Origin of the sequence: Aurantibacter crassamenti (assembly GCF_016811105.1) — a bacterium.
Taxonomy (GTDB): Bacteria; Bacteroidota; Bacteroidia; order Flavobacteriales; family Flavobacteriaceae; genus Aurantibacter_A; species Aurantibacter_A crassamenti.
The window spans coordinates 1,300,500-1,321,178 of the sequence record NZ_JAFBGM010000002.1 but is presented as its reverse complement, the minus strand read 5'-3'; the positions used below and the strand labels follow the sequence as shown (position 1 = coordinate 1,321,178).

General features: G+C 34.9%; 17 protein-coding genes. 3 read left to right on the top strand and 14 right to left on the bottom strand.

From position 1 onward, the window contains the following. Window positions 1-29: 29 nt before the first annotated feature. The 11 genes from JQC67_RS18235 to tamL form a co-directional block, all read right to left on the bottom strand. On the bottom strand, window positions 30-992 hold the full coding sequence (locus JQC67_RS18235) for a YpdA family putative bacillithiol disulfide reductase (RefSeq protein ID WP_203254336.1): 963 nt from the start codon (window positions 990-992) through the stop codon (window positions 30-32). Beyond that, window positions 992-1,651: a ribulose-phosphate 3-epimerase gene (rpe, locus tag JQC67_RS18230; protein ID WP_203254335.1), complete on the bottom strand. Its 660-nt coding sequence runs from the start codon at window positions 1,649-1,651 to the stop codon at window positions 992-994. Before rpe ends, JQC67_RS18235 begins: the two co-directional genes overlap by 1 nt. Before the next feature lie 284 nt (window positions 1,652-1,935). Continuing rightward, window positions 1,936-4,581 carry a c-type cytochrome gene (locus JQC67_RS18225; protein WP_203254334.1) on the bottom strand — a complete coding sequence of 882 codons (2,646 nt, stop codon included), beginning with the start codon at window positions 4,579-4,581 and terminating at the stop codon, window positions 1,936-1,938. 192 nt (window positions 4,582-4,773) lie between these two features. After that, entirely contained in the window at window positions 4,774-5,229 is a 456-nt protein-coding gene (locus JQC67_RS18220; RefSeq protein WP_203254333.1) for a tRNA (cytidine(34)-2'-O)-methyltransferase, read from the bottom strand. Continuing rightward, window positions 5,229-5,456 (bottom strand): VF530 family protein, encoded by a 228-nt coding sequence (locus JQC67_RS18215; RefSeq protein WP_203254332.1) that lies wholly within the window; start codon window positions 5,454-5,456, stop codon window positions 5,229-5,231. Before JQC67_RS18215 ends, JQC67_RS18220 begins: the two co-directional genes overlap by 1 nt. 215 nt (window positions 5,457-5,671) lie before the next feature. Next, on the bottom strand, window positions 5,672-6,535 hold the full coding sequence (locus JQC67_RS18210) for a sigma-70 family RNA polymerase sigma factor (protein ID WP_027067982.1): 864 nt from the start codon (window positions 6,533-6,535) through the stop codon (window positions 5,672-5,674). A gap of 165 nt (window positions 6,536-6,700) precedes the next feature. Beyond that, window positions 6,701-8,923 carry a polyribonucleotide nucleotidyltransferase gene (locus JQC67_RS18205; protein WP_203254331.1) on the bottom strand — a complete coding sequence of 741 codons (2,223 nt, stop codon included), beginning with the start codon at window positions 8,921-8,923 and terminating at the stop codon, window positions 6,701-6,703. A gap of 200 nt (window positions 8,924-9,123) precedes the next feature. Further along, window positions 9,124-9,393: a 30S ribosomal protein S15 gene (rpsO, locus tag JQC67_RS18200; RefSeq protein ID WP_203254330.1), complete on the bottom strand. Its 270-nt coding sequence runs from the start codon at window positions 9,391-9,393 to the stop codon at window positions 9,124-9,126. A 163-nt stretch (window positions 9,394-9,556) separates the two neighbouring features. After that, entirely contained in the window at window positions 9,557-10,417 is an 861-nt protein-coding gene (gene accD, locus JQC67_RS18195; protein ID WP_203254329.1) for an acetyl-CoA carboxylase, carboxyltransferase subunit beta, read from the bottom strand. A gap of 44 nt (window positions 10,418-10,461) precedes the next feature. Next, window positions 10,462-11,529 (bottom strand): class II fructose-bisphosphate aldolase, encoded by a 1,068-nt coding sequence (gene fbaA / locus JQC67_RS18190; protein ID WP_203254328.1) that lies wholly within the window; start codon window positions 11,527-11,529, stop codon window positions 10,462-10,464. Between the two features lie 64 nt (window positions 11,530-11,593). Beyond that, on the bottom strand, window positions 11,594-14,197 hold the full coding sequence (gene tamL / locus JQC67_RS18185; RefSeq protein WP_203254327.1) for a translocation and assembly module lipoprotein TamL: 2,604 nt from the start codon (window positions 14,195-14,197) through the stop codon (window positions 11,594-11,596). Between the two features lie 27 nt (window positions 14,198-14,224). Here tamL and JQC67_RS18180 point away from each other — a divergent pair, with 27 nt between their 5' ends. Further along, on the top strand, window positions 14,225-14,947 hold the full coding sequence (locus tag JQC67_RS18180) for a TrmH family RNA methyltransferase (protein WP_203254326.1): 723 nt from the start codon (window positions 14,225-14,227) through the stop codon (window positions 14,945-14,947). Window position 14,948: 1 nt separating this feature from the next. Here JQC67_RS18180 and porT read toward each other — a convergent pair whose 3' ends face one another. Next, a complete protein-coding gene (porT, locus tag JQC67_RS18175) occupies window positions 14,949-15,668 on the bottom strand; it encodes a type IX secretion/gliding motility protein PorT/SprT (protein WP_203254325.1) in 720 nt (239 codons plus the stop codon). Window positions 15,669-15,672: 4 nt separating this feature from the next. Then, window positions 15,673-16,401 carry a bifunctional demethylmenaquinone methyltransferase/2-methoxy-6-polyprenyl-1,4-benzoquinol methylase UbiE gene (gene ubiE / locus JQC67_RS18170; RefSeq protein WP_203254324.1) on the bottom strand — a complete coding sequence of 243 codons (729 nt, stop codon included), beginning with the start codon at window positions 16,399-16,401 and terminating at the stop codon, window positions 15,673-15,675. Window positions 16,402-16,628: 227 nt separating this feature from the next. Between ubiE and trkA the strand changes: the two genes are divergently transcribed. Then, window positions 16,629-17,978 carry a Trk system potassium transporter TrkA gene (trkA, locus tag JQC67_RS18165; protein ID WP_203254323.1) on the top strand — a complete coding sequence of 450 codons (1,350 nt, stop codon included), beginning with the start codon at window positions 16,629-16,631 and terminating at the stop codon, window positions 17,976-17,978. A 2-nt stretch (window positions 17,979-17,980) separates the two neighbouring features. Then, window positions 17,981-19,474, top strand: coding sequence for a TrkH family potassium uptake protein (locus JQC67_RS18160; protein ID WP_203254322.1), 1,494 nt, complete (start codon window positions 17,981-17,983; stop codon window positions 19,472-19,474). 2 nt (window positions 19,475-19,476) lie between these two features. Here JQC67_RS18160 and JQC67_RS18155 read toward each other — a convergent pair whose 3' ends face one another. Next, entirely contained in the window at window positions 19,477-20,667 is a 1,191-nt protein-coding gene (locus JQC67_RS18155; protein ID WP_203254321.1) for a pyridoxal phosphate-dependent aminotransferase, read from the bottom strand. Window positions 20,668-20,679: the final 12 nt, after the last annotated feature.

Genomic DNA, 20,679 nt, shown 5'->3' with positions numbered 1-20,679 from the left:
TAGGAATTTGTAATAAATCGCGGTGCTATTTAGCTTTGCACTATATCTTTCATTATAAGCTTAGCATGTATTCTTGAGTTCTCAATAAACCATTTGTGTGTTTCCATTCCACCACATACAACTCCTGCTAAATACAATCCTTCAATATTGGTCTCCATCGTTTCAGGATTATACTGCGGTAACCGTTTTTCATCCTCAGAAAGTGTAATGCCCATATTGATTAAGAAATCAAAATTTGGTTTATAACCGGTTAGTGCTAAAACAAAATCATTTTCAAGTGTTGTTTTACCTTTTGATGTATTTATTATAATACTGGTTTCATTAATCTCTTGTACAGTTGAATTATAATATGCTGTAATACTTCCTTCTTCTATTCTATTTATAATATCTGGTCGTACCCAGTATTTGACCCGGTGACCTATTTCAGGTCCACGAATTATAAGAGATACTTCAGCCCCTTTTCGCCAACATTCTAAAGCTGCATCTATTGCTGAATTACTAGCGCCTAAAATGGCCACCTTTTGATTTGCATAGTAATGAGGGTCATTATAATAATGTGATACTTTTGGCAAATCTTCACCAGTGACATTTAGCGTATTCGGCAGGTCATAAAAACCTGTAGCAACAACCACATGATTGGCCGTATAACTATTTATATCAGTAGTGATGTCAAAATTAGTATTAACTTTTACTACGGATTTTACTTTTTCAAAAAGGTGGATTGCGATTTCATTTGAACTGACTATTCTTCTATAGTATTCTAAGGCTTCACTTTTTTTTGGCTTTGCCTCTATACTAATGAATGGAATGTTATCTAATTCTAATCGTTCAGATGTTGAAAAGAATTGCATGTTCTTTGGGTAGTTGTAAAGTGAATTTACAATTGGACCTTTCTCAATAATAAGATAAGTTAATCCCTTTTTTTTAGCTTCTAATCCGCAGGCAATACCAATGGGACCTCCTCCAATAATAACAACATCATAATGACTCATTATGCCGTAATTTCTTTTAATTCCTTTATCGTTTCTGTCGGATTTTCACTTTTGAAAACAAAGCTTCCGGCCACAAGAATATCTGCACCAGCGTCTGCTAAAGTTTTCGCATTTTTTGAAGTAACACCGCCATCTATTTCAATTAGTGTATTTGAACCTTTTCTTGTAATAAGTTCTTTTAAAGTCTTGATCTTAGTATAGGTGTTTTCAATAAATGATTGTCCGCCAAAACCTGGGTTGACACTCATTAAGCAAACCAAGTCAATGTCATTTATAACATCTTCTAATAACGAAACATTGGTGTGCGGATTCATAGCAACACCTGCTTTCATACCCGCTGACTTAATAGCTTGTAGCGTTCTATGTAAATGGGTGCAAGCTTCATAATGTACTGTAAGATTAGTTGCTCCCAATTTTGCGAAAGTTTCAATATACCGATCAGGGTCAACAATCATCAAATGCACATCTAACGGCTTTGTAGCGTGTTGAGCAATCGATTTAACAACAGGCATACCATATGAGATATTGGGTACGAATACACCGTCCATCACATCAATATGATGCCAGTCAGCTGTGCTATTGTTAACCATTTCAACATCACGTTGTAAGTTGCCAAAATCTGCGGCTAGTAATGAAGGTGCTATTTTAGTTTTGCTCATTATGTAAATAAAAACGGTTTAAAGCAAAGGTAAGCAAATGTGTTTTCCTAGCATTGTCGTTTAGGTGAGTTAGGCATGAATTTATTTTTGTGGTTTTTTAATGTGAAGTAGCATATGGTTCGTTAATTATTACTGTAGAAATAATTCCAATTTATATTCATGTCATTAGTTGTTTTAGACCTTAAAATTGAATAGAAATTTTGACTGTATATAAAAAAAACTAGCGTCAGTTTTATTAAAACCGACGCTAGTTTGATAATATAATTTTCTATAAAAATCAACTGCTAATTTTCACCAGTATAAATTTTATGATTTTTGTCTCCACCAGAAAGTAAATAGGCGAAAAGGTCTGTAATTTCCTTTTCATTTAATCGGTTAAGTAGTCCTGGAGGCATTGGAGAAACAGATGATAATTCTTGTTTCTCTACATCAGTTTTGGCTAATTTTAAAGTATAAGCAGGATTGTATGCATTTGGCATAATGCTTAATGAATCACCTTCTTCAGATATTAAACGACCAATCACTTGCTTACCATCTTTTGTATGGAAAATTGAATTCGAATATTGATCCGATATCTCTTCACTAGGACTAACCAAAGCAAAGGTCAAATCATAACTACTAAATTTAGTATGCATCTGTGTTAAATCAGGCCCTGTAGCACCACCTTCACCTTTCATTCTGTGACAAGTAATACATAATGCTGCTTTATAAGCGCGTTCACCATCAGCTACCGTGCCTTTGTAATTCTTAATGTTATCATTATAAATTCCTCTTGCTTCAGGCATTGTATATGCCTTGCCAGGACCTATTGGCTCGGGCAAATCTGCTAAATCATCTGCAGGTGAATAAATACCAGAAATTTCTTCAAAATATTCTTTTTCAGAAATAGGTACTTTTGCCATTGCTTCTTGACGCACATTTTCAATATATGCCTTAAAACTCATTCCACCTTTAGAGCTCATTACATCAAAGAACCATTTGAAATATTTCTCACGTAACTCTTTTGTCCATCCTTTATCTGCGTGACTTAAAAGCATACCGTAGTAAATAGATTCGCTTGGAGGCATTTTAGCAATAACATCTCTAATTAACTGACCATATTGCTCACTACGTAAAGACGCTTCTTCTGAAAGCATTTCAACACCCTCCGTTACAGTTTTTTCTTTGGCATGTTTTTCAAGAAGATTAACTAATCCTTCTGTTGCTCCATCAGCTTTTAGATACAATAATAGTTGTCCGAGTTCTCTATTTATTGCATTATTAGCATGCGGAAAATAACTATTCAGTTTTTTACCCGTAGCAGCTCCAATTGCTGATGCAGGCTCACCCATTCTAATAAAAATAACTTGATACGTACGTAATAAGTCAAGTTGTGCGCCTTGCGTTAATGTCTCTAAGTTTATTTTATTTAATTTTTCTAGAATTTTTGATTCTAAATTTTTATTGCCCTGATGTGCCAAAGCAAGACCAGCCTCTATTGTTTTTACTGGGTCTTTTTCATCAAAGAATTTCTGTTGCCAGCTAGATGTTGGTTGATGCTCTAAGGCTACTCTTGATGCGTAACGTATGAATCTATCTTCACTATTTAGATTATCCCACGCAAGTGTAACACCTTCTTCTGATTGAACTGAATGAAATTTCTCAATACTTCTTCTTAGTTGTCGAGCATCCTTACCTTCTGTATTTTCAGTTAACGCTGCTTTCTCAGCATCTGCACCTGTATAGGTAAGTCTGTAAAAATGTGAATCTATTCTTCTACCACCAGTTGCAAAATATAAGTTTCCGTCTGCGCCAGCAATCATATCTGTTAAAGGTAGGGGAGTACCTGATAAAAATTCTTCACGTTCCCCTTTATAAGAACTTCCTTCTGGAGTTAAATCGATAAAATAAATTGTACCAAAACTCCAGTCCATTATTAAAATTCCGTCATCATATTTAGCTGGAAAGTTTAAACGATTTCCTGCCAAAACAGCGGTAGGTGAGCCTTGTTCTAAATTATGAACTGCAGGTAGTCCGTCAGGGTAATAAGCTGGCCATTTACCTGAGCCAGTACGCCACCCGAATTCACTACCACTAGTAACGTGACAGATTCTAGTTGGTCTGTACCAAGGCATTCCTATGTCCCATTCCATATCAGCATCATAGGCGAAAAGTTCACCATCTTTATTAAATGCCATATCAAACGGATTTCTAAATCCGGCTGAAATTAATTCCCAATCAGTACCGTCAGGACTAAATTTTGCAATCCACCCACCTGGTGCTTTAATGTCATTAGCATGACCACGTGCATCAAGATAAGGAGTAAAAAGATTGTCTTCTCCCCAATTGGTTGGTAGTCGACTGTTTGTTTTTAAAGCATCAGGAACCAATACATGGTTACCTGCGATAAAATATAATTCTTTTCCATCAGGTGAGGTTACAAAACTATGTGGGCCATGTTCACCTGCTCCATCTAACTTTAATAGTGAATCAATTTTATCTAACTCACCATCATTATTACTGTCAGTTAGTCGGTAAATACCGCTACCATATTCTTCACCTTCTTGCCATCTTTTGTTAACAGCTACATATAGGCTGTTAAATGCCCAATGCAAACCATGGGCTTCACCAATTGGTAAATCAAGTGCTTTAATATCTGCGGCATTTATGGTGCCACCTTTTGCAGGAGCATTAAATTGATATATTTTACCATATTGATCACAAGCGAACATCTTTTGATCTGGTCCTTGAGCTAAGGCTACCCATGAACCTTGTTCATGGTCACTAGGACTATATAATTCTTCGAGTTCAAAACCTGTTGGTAGGTTAATAGATATACTGTCTAAGACAACAGTATTTAGTGCTGCCGAATCATCGGCTGTTTTTGTATTATCTTCTTTACAAGAGAATACAATAATTAGTAATAAAAAGAGGAGTTTGGTCTGTTTCATTTTGTAGTTTGTTTTCTAAAAATGAAGATACCAAAAATATTTTGACCTAATGCTTAGAAACAAGAGTAAAACTCAGGGATTGTCAAACTTATAACCAATTCTAAAATGAAAGTTATAAATATGGTAGTTGGTCTTTTATTTAGAAGTTTACAGATTATAATTATGAACTTATCTTTTGACGAAAAAATAGAATTAAATTTCTATTTGTCTTAGACCTTCGTAAACTGCAATGCCAACAGAGTTTGCTAAATTTAAACTGCGAATGTGTTTACTGTACAATGGAATTTTATAGAGCTTGTCAGCATTGTTTTCTGTAATTTTTTCAGATAATCCGACTGATTCTTTTCCGAAAACTAAAAACAAGTCATCTTCATACGGTATTGTCCAATGATTTTGAGTACCATGACTTGAAAAATAGACCATTTTTTTATTGGTATTGATAGTATAAAATTCATCAATATTTTCGTAGATGAAAAGTGAAATATGTTTCCAGTAGTCTAAACCTGCCCGTTTTAATCGTGCGTCATTTATTTCAAATCCGAAGGGTTTTATCAAGTGTAAAGTTGATCCCGTTGCCAAAGCTAAACGCCCGATATTGCCCGTATTATTTGGTATTTCTGGTTCAATTAAAACAATATTAAAACCCATTATTTACGAATTGATTTTAAATATAATTGTTCGACTTTTTCTCTAGCCCAAGGTGTTCTTCGTAAAAATTTCAATGAAGATTTTATTGTTGGATTACTTTTAAAGCAGTTTATATTAATTTTTTCTGCTAATTCTTCCCAAGTGTATATTTTGGTTAACTTTTCTAAGATATCAGATAATTTGATACCGTGAAGGGGGTTGTTTGGTTGCTCCGATTTTATATCCATGGAAATGAAAATACTAAAATTGTATTACTATTTAAACAAATTATCTTTTAACAAAATGCTAAAATATTTAAATGAAAAAACTCCGGTAATCAGCCGGAGTTTATTCATCAATCAAAAAACGAACAGTCATGATAAACTGTTGTTACGTTGTACAAAATACAATTAATATGCCAAAAATACAATCTTCATACTTTTAACATTTTGTATCTTGTTTTCTATCCAAGATAGGTCTTCAAGATTTTACTTCTTGATGTATGTTTTAATCTACGAATTGCTTTTTCTTTAATTTGACGAACTCTTTCTCTTGTAAGATCAAAAGTTTCACCAATTTCTTCTAAAGTCATAGAATGTTGACCAGCCAAACCAAAGTATAAACGAATTACGTCTGCTTCTCTTGGTGTCAATGTTTCTAATGCGCGCTCAATTTCAGTACGCAATGATTCGTGTAACAATTCTCTGTCTGGGTTTGGAGATTCACCACTACGAAGTACATCGTAAAGATTAGAATCTTCACCATCAATTAAAGGTGCATCCATAGATACATGACGACCTGAATTTTTCAAAGATTGTTTTACATCTTCAACAGTCATGTCCAATTCTTTTGCAATTTCTTCTGGAGAAGGCATACGTTCATGCGCTTGCTCTAAGAAAGCAAAAGTTTTGTTGATTTTGTTGATAGATCCAATTTTGTTTAACGGTAAACGAACAATACGTGATTGTTCTGCTAACGCTTGTAAGATAGATTGACGAATCCACCATACGGCGTAAGAGATAAATTTAAAACCCCTTGTTTCATCAAATCGTTGTGCAGCTTTGATCAGACCAAGGTTGCCCTCGTTAATCAAATCCGGTAAAGTAAGTCCCTGGTTTTGGTACTGCTTGGCTACTGATACAACGAATCGAAGATTGGCCTTTGTTAGTTTTTCAAGAGCGATCTGGTCGCCTGCCTTGATACGTTGTGCCAATTCTACTTCTTCATCTGCTGTAATCAAGTCAACTTTGCCTATTTCTTGCAAGTACTTGTCCAAAGATGCGGTCTCCCTATTGGTGACCTGTTTTGTAATCTTAAGCTGTCTCATGTAAGTTTATTAAGTTCAATTTGCATAGACTGCATATACTTATACGTAGAAAAGTTAGAAATGTTACAAAATGGGTGAAAAAACTTTATATAATGGTTAAACGGTACAAAAAACCCCATTTACCAACTGGTAAATGGGGTTTTTAATATTTGAAAAGAGATAAACTTAATCTCTTCTTGGCTTACGATCTCTATTGTCTCTGCTTCCGCCGCGACGATCATCTCTACGATCACTAGGTTTACGTGGTGCTCTTTCAACATAGCCTTCTGGCTTTTCTAATAAAGCTTTACGAGAAACCTTTTCTTTACGTGTTCTTGGATCTGTACCTAAATACTTCACTTCAAACTCATCACCCATGTTTACAACATCAGTTACATTTTCAGTACGTTCCCATGCTAATTCAGATACGTGTAATAAAGTCTCATTGCCAGGAGCATCAAGATATTCTACTACAGCACCGAAATCAAGCATCTTGATTACTTTAACTTTATACGACTCATTCATTTGAGGTTTAAACATCAATGAATCAATCTTAGTTAATACAGCATCAATACCGTTTTGATCCGTACCTAATATTTCAACAATACCTTCTTCAGTTACTGGATCTTCGTTAATTACGATAGTAGTACCCGTTTCTTTTTGAAGTTCTTGAATTACTTTTCCACCAGGACCAATAAGAGCACCAATGAATTCATTAGGAATTGTACGTGTTACCATTTTCGGAGAATGTGGTTTCACATCTGCAGCTGGTGCAGCAATGGTATCTGTCAATTTCGTAAGAATATGTAAACGACCAGCTCTAGCTTGCTGTAAGGCATTTACTAAAATCTCGTATGACAATCCTTTTACTTTGATGTCCATTTGGCAAGCAGTAATACCATCAGCGGTACCAGTTACTTTAAAGTCCATATCACCTAAGTGATCTTCATCACCTAAAATATCAGAAAGAACAGCATATTTTCCAGATTCAGCATCAGAAATTAATCCCATTGCGATACCAGAAACTGGTTTTGTTAATTGAACACCAGCATCCATCATTGCCATTGTACCAGCACAAACTGTAGCCATAGAAGAAGAACCGTTAGATTCTAATACTTCAGATACTACACGTACTGTATAAGGACAATCAGCAGGAACCATTCCTTTTAATGCACGTTGCGCTAAGTTACCATGACCAACTTCTCTACGAGATGTTCCACGGATAGGTCTTGCTTCACCAGTACAAAAAGGAGGGAAGTTATAGTGTAAATAGAAATTCTCTTCACCTTCAAAAGATGGCATGTCAATTTTATTTGCATCTCTAGAGGTACCTAAAGTTACCGTAGCTAATGCCTGAGTTTCTCCACGCGTAAAGATTGCAGAACCATGTGTAGAAGGTAAATAATCTACCTCACACCAGATTGGACGAATCTCATCAGTCTTACGACCATCTAAACGTAAACCTTCATTTAAGGTTAAGTCACGTATTGCAGCTTTTTCAGCCTGACGGTAATATTTAGAAACTAAACCTCCAAAGTCTTCTAATTCTTCTTCAGAAAAAGTTGCTTTTATTTCATCTTTAATTGCTGAGAATGCAGCACTTCTTTCATGCTTTGCAGAACCAGCTTTAGCAATTGCATATACTTTGTCATATGCCATATCGTGAACCTTCTTAGCAAGATCTTCATCTGATCTCTCTTCAGGATACTCACGAGCTTCTTTTTTACCGAAAGCTTCTGCTAAACGTAATTGAGCGGCACATTGTACTTTAATTGCTTCGTGTGCGAATTTGATAGCGTCTGCCATTTCTTCTTCGGAAATTTCATCCATCTCACCTTCAACCATCATCACAGAATCAGCTGATGCACCAATCATCATATCGATGTCAGATTCAGCCAATTGCGCTCTTGTTGGGTTGATAATGAATTCACCATTTACACGACCAACTCTTGCTTCTGAAATTGCACATTCAAATGGAAAATCAGATAATTGAATAGCTGCAGATGCTGCCAAACCGGCCATAGCCTCTGGCATAACATCATCATCATGAGACATTAATTGAATCATCACCTGAGTTTCAGAATGATAATCTTTTGGGAATAACGGACGTAAAACACGATCCACTAAACGCATAGTCAATACTTCACCGTCACTTGGTCTTGCTTCTCTTTTGAAGAAACCACCAGGGTAACGACCTGCTGCTGCGAATTTCTCGCGATAATCTACCGTAAGAGGAAGAAAATCTAAATCTTTTTGTTCGTAGTTAGAAACTACTGTACATAATAACATACATTTTCCGGATTGGACAACAACAGAGCCATGGGCTTGTTTTGCCAATTTTCCGGTTTCGATGGAAATTTCTCTTCCATCACCGAGGTCAATAACCTCTCTAAATACTTTTGGAATCATAAAATTGATTTGTATCCGCCAATTGGCGGACTGTTAAACAATGGTCATTCGGATGTTGAGGCCGAAAAGTTGTGTTGTTGTACGTGCCCGTGGCACTTGACCAATGAAAAACTGTGTGCAGCTTTTAGTTTTGCCTTGAAACTAATTCAAGGTCTTTTAAATATAAAAATAGGGGTTGAAAATTTCAACCCCTACGAATATTACTTTCTAATACCTAATTCTTTGATTAACTCACGATATTTTACAATATCGTTCTTTATCATATAATCAAGTAAACTTCTTCTTTTACCTACCAACTTTACCAAAGATCGCTCTGTGTTATAGTCTTTATGGTTTTTCTTCAAATGCCCAGTCAAATGATTGATACGATGTGTAAATAAAGCAATCTGCCCTTCGGTAGATCCAGTATTCTGTGCTTTTCCGCCGTGTTTCTTAAAGATTTCGGCTTTTACTTCTTTTGTTAAGTACATGCAAATATTATTGTAAATGATTATTATGTATCTGACTGATTTTCAATCAGCGTGCAAATATAGTATTATTATACGTTTTTTTTACTGGGATGGCTCTTTTTTTATATATCAAGATTATATATGCTAAAAAGCCTCCAATACATCTAACTTAAAAATAATAGGATTATTTACGAATAGGATTGTTTTGAATTAAATCAATATATTGATTAACCTTCGTTTTAAGGTCTTTACGATGAACGATAAAATCAAGAAAACCGTGTTCCTTTACGAATTCTGCCGATTGAAACCCTGGAGGTAAATCTTTACCAGTTGTATCTTTCACAACTCTTGGCCCAGCAAAACCTATCAAAGCACCAGGTTCGGCAATATTAATATCACCTAGCATGGCATATGACGCGGTTGTACCACCCGTTGTTGGGTCTGTACATAGTGAAATGTATGGAATACCAGCTTCAGATAACTGTGCTAATTTAGCTGATGTTTTAGCTAATTGCATTAGTGATAATGCAGCCTCCATCATTCTTGCACCGCCTGATTTTGAAATTAGCAGAAAAGGAATCTTCTTTTTAATTGAATAATCAATGGCTCGTGCAATTTTTTCTCCAACCACACTTCCCATAGATCCACCAATAAAAGCAAAGTCCATACAAGAGATAACTATATCTTTACCTAATGACTTGCCAACACCAGTTCTAATGGCATCTTTTAAGCCAGTTTTTTTCTCGGCAGCTTTTAAACGCTCAGAATATTTCTTAGTATCCACAAATTTTAATGGATCTTTAGATGTTAACTTAGCGTCTAGCTCTTTGAATTTATTATCATCAAAAAGTATTTCAAAGTATTCTTTACTACCGATTCTGACATGGTAATCATCTTCAGGACTAACATAAAAATTTTGAGCTAATACTTCAGATTCAACAATTTTTCCGGTAGGTGATTTGTACCACAAACCTTTGGGAGTGTCTTTCTTTTCTTCAGTAGCAGTCTGTATTCCTTTTTCCTTCCTTTTAAACCACGACGACATATTATCCATATTTAGGGTTATATTGTTTGGGAAATCCTATGTGATTATAATGTATCGATATTGTTAAGATCTTCAAAGGCCTTTTTTAAGCGCGCAACAAAAGTTTTTTCTCCTTCGCGTAACCAAACACGTGGATCATAATATTTTTTGTTAGGCTCATCTGCACCATTAGGGTTCCCTATTTGACCTTGAAGATAATCTTTTTTGTCTTGAACATAATCTCTTACACCTGCAAGAAATGCATATTGTAAGTCTGTGTCAATATTCATTTTAATTACGCCGTAGCTGATACCTTCTCTAATTTCTTCAACTGTTGATCCTGATCCACCGTGAAAAACAAAATCAATATGATTGTGCTCAACGCCATATTTTTCTGAAATAAATTCTTGAGAATTTTTCAATATTTTCGGAGTCAATTTCACGTTACCTGGCTTGTACACCCCATGAACATTTCCGAAAGCTGCTGCAATTGTGAACTTAGGACTTACTTTAGAAAGTTCTTCATAAGCGTAAGCAACTTCTTCTGGTTGAGTATATAATTTAGAATCATCTACATCTGAGTTGTCAACACCATCTTCTTCACCACCTGTAATACCAAGTTCAATTTCAAGAGTCATTCCCATTTTGCTCATGCGCTCAAGGTAGGTCTTGCAGATTTCAATATTCTCTTCAATTGGCTCTTCAGAAAGGTCAATCATATGAGAACTGAATAAAGACTTGCCAGTTGCAGCAAAATGTTTTTCACTAGCATCTAAAAGTCCATCTATCCAAGGTAATAATTTTTTAGCGCAATGGTCTGTATGTAAAATCACAGTAGCACCATAGGCTTCTGCCAATTCATGTACATGTTTTGCACCTGCAACAGCACCTGCAACAGCTGCTTTTTGGCCTTCGTTTGAAAGTCCTTTACCAGCATTAAATTGAGCTCCACCATTTGAGAACTGAATAATTACTGGCGCATTTAAACTAGCAGCCGTTTCTAAAACACCATTAATAGTGTCTGATCCGATTACATTTACTGCAGGAAGGGCAAATCCCTTTTCTTTAGCATAATTGAAAATTGCTTGTACTTCATCTCCTGTGGCTACACCCGCCTTAATATTGTGGGACATATGTTTTTTATCTTTTTTGTTAAGCGACAAATGTAATAAAATATTTAGCTTTAGACACGAATAGCTAAAAAGGATAATTGATACCGATCTGAAGTACGGAATTCGCAAAATTGTAGTCTCTAAACCAACGTTTTGATACCTCTTCGGCTGGATTATAAGTTTTGAAACCAAGGTCTAATCGAAATAAGAAGTAGGTGAAATCATACCGAACTCCAAAACCTGTGCCTAGTGCTATGTCAGCTAAAGAGCTAATTCCATTAAATGTCGCATCAGGATCTTCTACATTATCAAAAACATTCCAAATATTACCTGCATCAGCAAAAAGGGCTCCATTAATATCTCCAACTATAGGAAATCGATATTCTAGACTTGCTGCTATTTTTAAATTAGCTTCATTAAAGTCATTTATAGCATCGACGCGTCCTGGCCCAAGAGAATAAGGGGTCCAAGCTCTAATATCATTTGAGCCACCTGCAAAATAACTACGTACAAAAGGTATGTTGTCTGCATTGCCATAGGGTACAGCGATACCAAAGAAAGTTCTAAGAGCTATTACTTGCGATTTTGTAAGATCCCAATACTTTACATAATCAAATTCTGTTTTTATGTATTGCGAATAGGGTACATTGAAAACCAATAAATTACCATTGTCATCTTCATTAAATGGAAATAAATAGGATAGGCCAGACAGTAAATTTCCGGCACTTTCAACCTTAAAACGAAACGAATAAAACTGATTGTCAGTAACATCAGATCTGTTGGTTAAATTAAATGTGTAATTGCTTGCAAAAATCAGGTTGTTTTGTGTAAGTCGGTCTCGTCTTTCTTTGATTCTATTAACATCAATAAAATCTTCTGTAGTGCTATTTAAGGTTCCATTTTCGATTTGAGAAATAAATTCATTTGCGCCATCTGGAATTAATAAATTCGGATCATTTGTTCCGTCAGGAGATTCAAAAAGTTCTGGTGCTACAGCCCTATAATCAAATGAGCTATCATCTGTAGCTATATCATTTAATGTGGAAAATGAATTGGTGTACACATTAAAGAATCGTTCTTGGTTGACATTGCGTACAAATTGAACATTCAATAGTTCAAGGTTGTGTTTTTTTAAGTCAGAAGGGGTCCAGTTATACCCCAAAACGGTGTTGAAAGTTTGTTTGTCTAAACCAATATTTTGTTGAGCGGTAGCACCAATTGACATCCTAGTTCGTGGTAGTGTATAGCTTGGTATTATTTTATCCGTATTAATAAATGGTAGCCATATTCTAGGAAAATTTAAATTGAGATCGGCACCAAATTCTAAAATATTAAAAAATTGCTTGTCACTGATAGACTCATCACGTGAATTACCAATACTTAAACGGCCCGTTAAACTCAGGTTTTCAGCGCCTTTAAAAATATTTCTTGCTTGTAAAGACGGACTATACGCTAAACCTACTCTTTGAATGTTTGAGTGATTGATGTCAAAATCAGAACCTAAAGAATATTTTGGTCTAGCCTGTAAATAAATATTTGCAGTTAGGTCGGTTGGTTTATTCGGATCTTGGGCATAAGAAATTGTTGGGTATCGAAATACATTGAGATTCGCAATTTGTCTGTAGGTACGAACACGGTCAATATCTCTATAGATGCTATCTGTTTTAAAAAATATTGCGTTAGCTAAGGTTTTTGGTTTGAATCGTAATTTGCCTCTATAATATATGGTGTAATCTTCATAGCGTATAAATTTTTCGGTAGCTGTGCTATTAAAATCATAATCAGTATGAATGTTGATGTCTTTAAAACGGTGTACCTCATATTTTGAGGTGGTAGTTGCGCCTTCTCCTCTTCTTCGTAAATCATCAATGTTTAATTGAATCTCCATTCCTTGATCGTCTTTTGCAACCGCTGTATCACGTTCAATGGTATATGAAATAGAGCTTTCTTGAAAATTATAAATACCCGTATTTCTGAATAAGGTAGTTAATCGTTCTCGTTCATTGTTGAAATTGTCTATGTCGAATTTTTCACCCGGTACTACATAAGAATTAGATGTATGTAAACGATAAATTGAATCTAATGCTGGTGAACTAATCTTTTGAGATAAGGTATCAATCATATAGGGTTTACCTAAATTGATATTATAGTTTACCCCAATTCGTTTCTTTTTTGGTAAGCTATCAATGGTGAAGTTACCTGTATTATTGAAATAGCCTTTACTGTGATAATAAGCGTTTAGTCTAGTTAATGATCTTTGGGATTGCGTAGTGTCTAGAATTGCCGGTGGCTCTCCTATTTTTTTCAGCCAATCATTTACGCCTTTTACTAAAAAAGATTCGCCTAGTCTACGAACTTGCTTTTTAGAGAGTAGTTTATTTAAACGCTGTTCTCTTTTATCATTTTTATGCAACCATGTCTGAAATGAAGAATCAGGATTTTTTTTTGCAAGATTGTATAAGTTAAGTCGTAGAGGATAACCTAGTAAAGCACTATTTGGTTTTTGAACTAGTAAGCTATTAATGTCTTCATTACCAATTTTAAGGCTGTCAACGTAGATTGTGTTTTTGGTAATTAAAAGTTCATTATCATCAACACGTTTTAAGGTATTACATGAAGCCAAGACTATAGCTAAAAATAATAGACTTATTTTAGCAATGTTATCTCTAGAACATAAGGGGTGCCACATATTAGAAATCAAAAATACATTATTTGCATGGTTGTTAAAAGCCAAATAAAACTTATAAAAAGTCTACTACAAAAAAAGTACCGAAATCAACATTCACTTTTTGTAGTTGAAGGTGTAAAGACTGTAAAAGAATTATTGAAATCTGATATACAATGTTATCAAGTTTATTCAACTGATCCATCTCTTTTTTCTGCGGATGAATCAACGGTTCAACAAATTACTGAAAAAGAGTTAAACCAAATGAGTAATTTGAAAACGCCTAATAAAGTTTTAGGTATTTTTAGAATTCCTGAAACTAAAACAATTGATTTTTCAAATTGGGTTATTGCGCTTGACGGTGTTTCTGACCCTGGTAATTTAGGCACTATAATAAGACTTTGTGATTGGTTTGGGATACGTAATTTACTTTGTTCACCAAATACTGTTGATTGTTACAACCCAAAAGTTTTACAAGCAACTATGGGTTCTATTTCAAGAATCAATATTGTTTATGATAATTTACCTAAAATTTTAAAAGATGCGAAAGTGCTTATATGTGGAACTTTTATGGATGGCGAAAGCTGCTATCAGCAAAAATTCAACAACACAGGTATTCTTGTAATGGGCAATGAAGCAAATGGTGTTTCAAAAGAAATAGAAGCATTATGCAGCCAAAGAATTAGCATTCCACATTTCGGAAATTCAACTACAGAAAGTTTAAATGTAGCTACTGCAGCTGCAATATTTTTAAGTGAAATTAGAAGAGGGTAGACTATTCAAAAGTAAAGTTGATAAATAAACCACGAGAACGCATTGCGTCAACGTTGCCTGTCCATGGACTATTAGCGTCTTTATCACGAACCAATTCATCATTTATTGCAAACACACCACGTATTGATGGGGTAAATTTGAAGTATTCTAAATAGAAATCTATGCCGAAGCCCATTTCATAATTATTCACCCATTTTTTCATTCTAAAAGTACCAGCAAGATTATCATCTAAACTAGTTTCGTTACTTCCTAAATTTAAGGTTCTTGAAAAACCACCGATTAAAAATGGTTTCCAGTTGCCAAAACGTCTGGTGCTTAATTTAAGTAAAATAGGAAAATTAATATAGGTAGACTTAACTTCTCTAAATGCATTTCTTCTTCCTTCGTCTGTATTGTCAAATCCTGGGAAACCTAAAGTTCTAGATGTATAATGTAATCCTGGTTCAAAACGTATATCAACAAACTCATTGATGTTCATTTCACCAATCAAACCTACATTAAAACCCATTGACTTGTCTACTAAAATATCGGTTAAATTAGTACCTCTATCGTTGGTGTAATCGAATTTAAAATCATATTGATTAAATCCTAAGAAATACCCGTAGTTTAAGAACTTTTTGTCTTTGTTCTCTAAATTAATAATTGGGTTTTCTTTAAACTGGGCTGTTAAAGGTTGGCACATTAACAAAGCGCCAAATAATATAAAAACAAAGTATTTCATTGATCTATTTTGTGGCAACATAAATTGACGCAACCCCAAATGTTTGAGGCTTATTCTCTACACCTATAAACCCTGTTTTTCTTAAAATATTGTTGAAATCTTCACCATGTGGAAAAATTGAAGCAGATTCACATAGGTACGCATAGGCTGATGTATCTTTTGAAAAGATTCTACCTATGGTTGGTAGTATGTATTTTGTATAGAATTTATACCCTTGTTTAAACGGAAACTTAGTGGGTACAGAGGTTTCAAGAACTATAAATGTTCCGTTAGGTTTTAGAACGCGTAATATTTCTTGCAATCCTTTTTCTAAATTCTCAAAATTTCTAACTCCAAAAGCAACTGTGATTGCATCAAATGTATTTTCTTCAAAAGGTAGGTTTTCACTATCTCCTAAAATCATTTCAACTTTTTTGTCAAGATTTTTTGCTGATATTTTTTCTTTTCCAACTTCAAGCATACCTGGCGAAATATCAAGACCAATTATTTTTTCAGCACCTGTCTGAACTAAATTAATGGCCAAATCTCCTGTACCTGTTGCAATGTCTAATATGGTAGACGGATTTTTCATTTTTAAAATAGCAACTACGCGTTTACGCCATTTTATATCAATGCCAAAAGATATTACTCGGTTTAACCCATCATAATTTTTTGAGATGGTATCGAACATTTGTGTTACTTGTTCTTTTTTACCTAAATCTGAATCTTTATAAGGAATTACTTTATCCGCCATTTAGAAATTTTGGTTCAAAGATACGATATAAGCTCAATTTCACGTTTGTTATACATTGAATATAGGAGAATTAACACAAGTTATTATAGTTAGGTTTTTACAATGACAACCGAATAAATGCGTAATTTTGGCCTTCGAAATTTATTATATGAAATGCTTTATACTGTATTCTATAATAAACACACGTAGTAATTACATTCTATGATATTAATAAACAATCTTAAAAGATGAAAATCTTAATAGCAGGTGCTGGTGAAGTAGGTTTTCATTTGGCGAAGTTACTATCATATGAGTCACAGAATATTACCTTAATTGATACTGATAAGGAGAGTCTTGCATATGCAGACACACATTTAGATATTAGGGTTTTAAGAGGCGATGCTACTTCTATTTCTCTGTTATTAGATGCTGAGGTTTCAAAATCTGATTTGGTTATTGGGGTAACGGCGTCTGAAACTACAAACATTACGCTTTGTATGTTGGCCAAACAATTGGGTTGTAAAAGAACAATTGCTAGAATTTCAAATACCGAATTTGTTGATAAGAAAGAGCTAATTAAGTTCGAAGAATTGGGCATTGATGAATTAATTTCACCAGAAGAATTAGCAGCAACTGAAATTCAAATGCTTTTGAATAAATCAGGCTTTAATGATACCTATGAGTTTGAAGAAGGCAAATTGATTATGGTAGGCGTGTCTTTACCCAAATCAGCGCCATTTGTAGGTAAAAGTGTAAAAGAAGCTGCGCAGATTTTTCCGGAGCTAAATTTTATGCCAATAGCTCTTAAGAGAACCGGTACACAACGTACATTAATACCACGTGGTGATACTAATTTCAAACCAGGAGATCAAGTTTATTTTATTACTACTAAAGAAGGGGTAGATGAACTTTATAAGCTTACTGGTAAAAGAAATGAAGAAATTAAGAATGTCATGATTCTTGGTGGAAGTAAAGTGGGTTTTAAAACTGCTAGAGACCTTTGTGCCAATAAGTTTAATGTTAAATTGGTTGAAAAGAGCAAAGAAAAGTCAATTGATCTTGCCGACTTATTGCCAAATGCTTTAATTATTAATGGTGATGGTAGAAATGTTGAATTATTAGATGAAGAAAGTTTAGAATCAATGGATGCCTTTATTGCGGTTACCGGAAATTCTGAAACTAATATAATGTCATGCTTGGTCGCAAAGTCTAAAAACATTAAGAAGACAATCGCTTTAGTTGAAAATATGGATTATTTTCAACTGTCACACTCTATAGGTATTGATACTTTAATCAATAAAAAATTACTTGCTGCCAATAATATCTTTAGACATATTCGTAAGGGTGAAGTTGTCGCTTTAATGCGTTTAAACAATTTGAATGCTGAGATTTTAGAATTTGTTGTAAAACCGAAATCTAAAGTGACAGGACGAATTATTCGGGAACTTAATTTTCCGAGAACTGCAACTATTGGTGGCGTGGTACGTGGAGATACAGGAAAAATTGCTTTAGGTGATTTTCTTATTCAAGCTGGTGATAGGGTAGTGGTTTGTTGCTTGCCTGAAGCCATACCAAAAATTGAAAAACTCTTTCTGTAAACATGGGATTGAACGTAAAAATTATTGTTCACCTTATGGGGCTATTGCTACTTTGCAATGGTTTTTTTATGCTTTTGGCCACGCTAGTTAGTGGCATTTATAAAGACGGAGTAACGTTAAGTATTTTTATTGCTGCAGTAACAACCTTGTTTATCGGATTTCTAGCAATGATTTATACTAGAGATCACAGAAAAGAAGTCAAGAAAAAAGAGGGTTATATTATTGTAACCTGTGGTTGGCTTGTTATGGCGCTTTCCGGAGTTACACCTTATTTGTTTTCTGGTGCAATACCTGATGTAACAAATGCTTTTTTTGAGACTATGTCTGGCTATACAACTACCGGTGCATCTATTTTAGATGATATTGAATCGATGCCAGAAGGAATATTGTTTTGGAGAAGTCTTACACACTGGATTGGTGGAATGGGTATCATTGTACTGGCTATTGCAATTTTACCGCTTCTAGGTATTGGCGGCATGCAACTTTTTGCAGCTGAAGCTCCCGGGCCTAGTGCAGATAAATTGCATCCAAGAATTACTGACACCGCAAAACGCCTTTGGTTAATTTATGTGGGCTATACCTTAGCTGAAACATTATTACTCAAAATGGCAGGTATGAGCTTTTTTGATGCTATTAATCACTCGCTAGCAACTTTGTCAACAGGTGGATTTTCTACAAAAAATGCCAGTGTTGCATATTGGAATGATCAGCCGGTTATTCAATACATTATTATTGTTTTTATGTTTTTAGCAGGAAGCAATTTTGTATTGAGTTATTTTGCTTTTAAAGGAAAAGTGCAACGTGTTTTAAATGATGAAGAATTTCGTTACTACGGCGGACTTATTTTAGTTTTTACTATTGTTACGGCAATGGTTATCTACTTTAACGCGCATATTACTACTGATATTCCAGGTTATTATATGGTTTGGGGTAAAACTGAAAGCTCATTTAGACATGCTTTATTTCAGATTATAGCTGTAGTAACTACCACAGGTTTTGTCACCGCTGATTTTACTAGTTGGTCACCATTTTTGACAATATTTTTCTTTGGTTTGATGTTTGCTGGTGGATCCGCAGGGTCAACTGCAGGTGGAATTAAAGTGATGAGACACCTGTTAATTATTAAAAACGGAATTCTTGAATTCAAACGAACACTACATGCTAATGCAATAATTCCGGTGCGGTATAATAATAAATCAGTAGGTCAGGATATCGTTTACAATATCATTGCATTTTTTGTATTGTATATGCTGCTTTTTATAATAGGAGCAATGGTGCTGGGAATGATGGGTGTTGATTTTGTAACCGCAATTGGTGGTGCCGCTACCTCTTTAGGTAATGTTGGCCCTGGTTTGGGTGATTTAAATCCCGTAAGTAATTTTAATGGATTACCCGCACCAGCCAAATGGTGGTGCGGATTTTTAATGTTATTAGGGCGATTAGAACTTTTTACGGTTCTAATTATATTGACCCCATATTTCTGGAAGAAAACTTAGCACTATTTAAGAGCTGCTTCAATTCTTTTTATTGCTTCTCTAATATTCTCTACTGAAGCTGCATACGAAATACGAATGCAATTGCCATTACCAAATGCATCACCTGTTACTGTAGCTACATTGGCATACTCTAATAAATACAACGCAAAATCTGAAGCATTGTTAATTGTTACACCGTTTAAAGTTTTTCCAAAATAAGCTGTTACATCTGGATATACATAAAAAGCGCCTTCTGGTTCATTGCAGTTGAAACCATCAATATTATTTAAAAGACCCAAAATTATCTTTCTACGTTCTTTGAATTGGTCAACCATATATTGTATGCGATCTGGTGATTCAACCAATGCTGTTATTACAGCGCGCTGAGCAATACAATTTGCGCCACTTGTAACTTGACCTTGTAATTTGTTACAGGCTCTAGCAATGTAACTTGGTGCACCAATATAACCTATACGCCATCCGGTCATAGCAAATGCTTTTGCAACACCATTTACCGTAACGGTTCGGTCATACATGTCATCGAAAGCTGCCATAGATGCGTGCGCCGTAACACCGTAATTAATATGCTCGTAAATTTCATCGCTTACCACAATAATCTGAGGGTGTTTTTGCAGTACATCAGCTAAAGCTCTTAATTCTGCTTCGCTATATATTGAACCACTTGGGTTGCAAGGTGAGCTATACCATAACATTTTTGTTTTAGGTGTAATTGCAGCTTCCAATTGTTCGGCAGTCATTTTGAAATCACTTTCAATAGAAGTTGGTACTTCTACAGGAACACCGTCAGCCAATTCTACAATATCACTATAACTAACCCAATATGGGCAAGGAAGAATAACTTCATCACCTTTGTTAAGCGCTACTTGAGCGATATTATAAAGTGCCTGTTTTGCGCCTGTCGATACTACAATTTGAGAAGGCTCATAAGCGATGTTATTATCTCTTTTGAACTTTGTAATTATTGCCTCTTTAAGTTCTACATAACCGTCTACAGGGGTGTATGAATTATAATCATCATTTACGGCCTGTATTGCAGCTTCTTTGATGTAATCTGGGGTGTTGAAATCAGGTTCCCCTAAACTCAATCCAATTATATCTTTGCCAGCGGCTCTTAATTCACGGGCTTTAGCAGCCATTTCAAGAGTTGCTGATGGTTTTAGACTGTTAATTCTGTCTGATAGCTTGTTGCTCATTTGTTCTTAGTT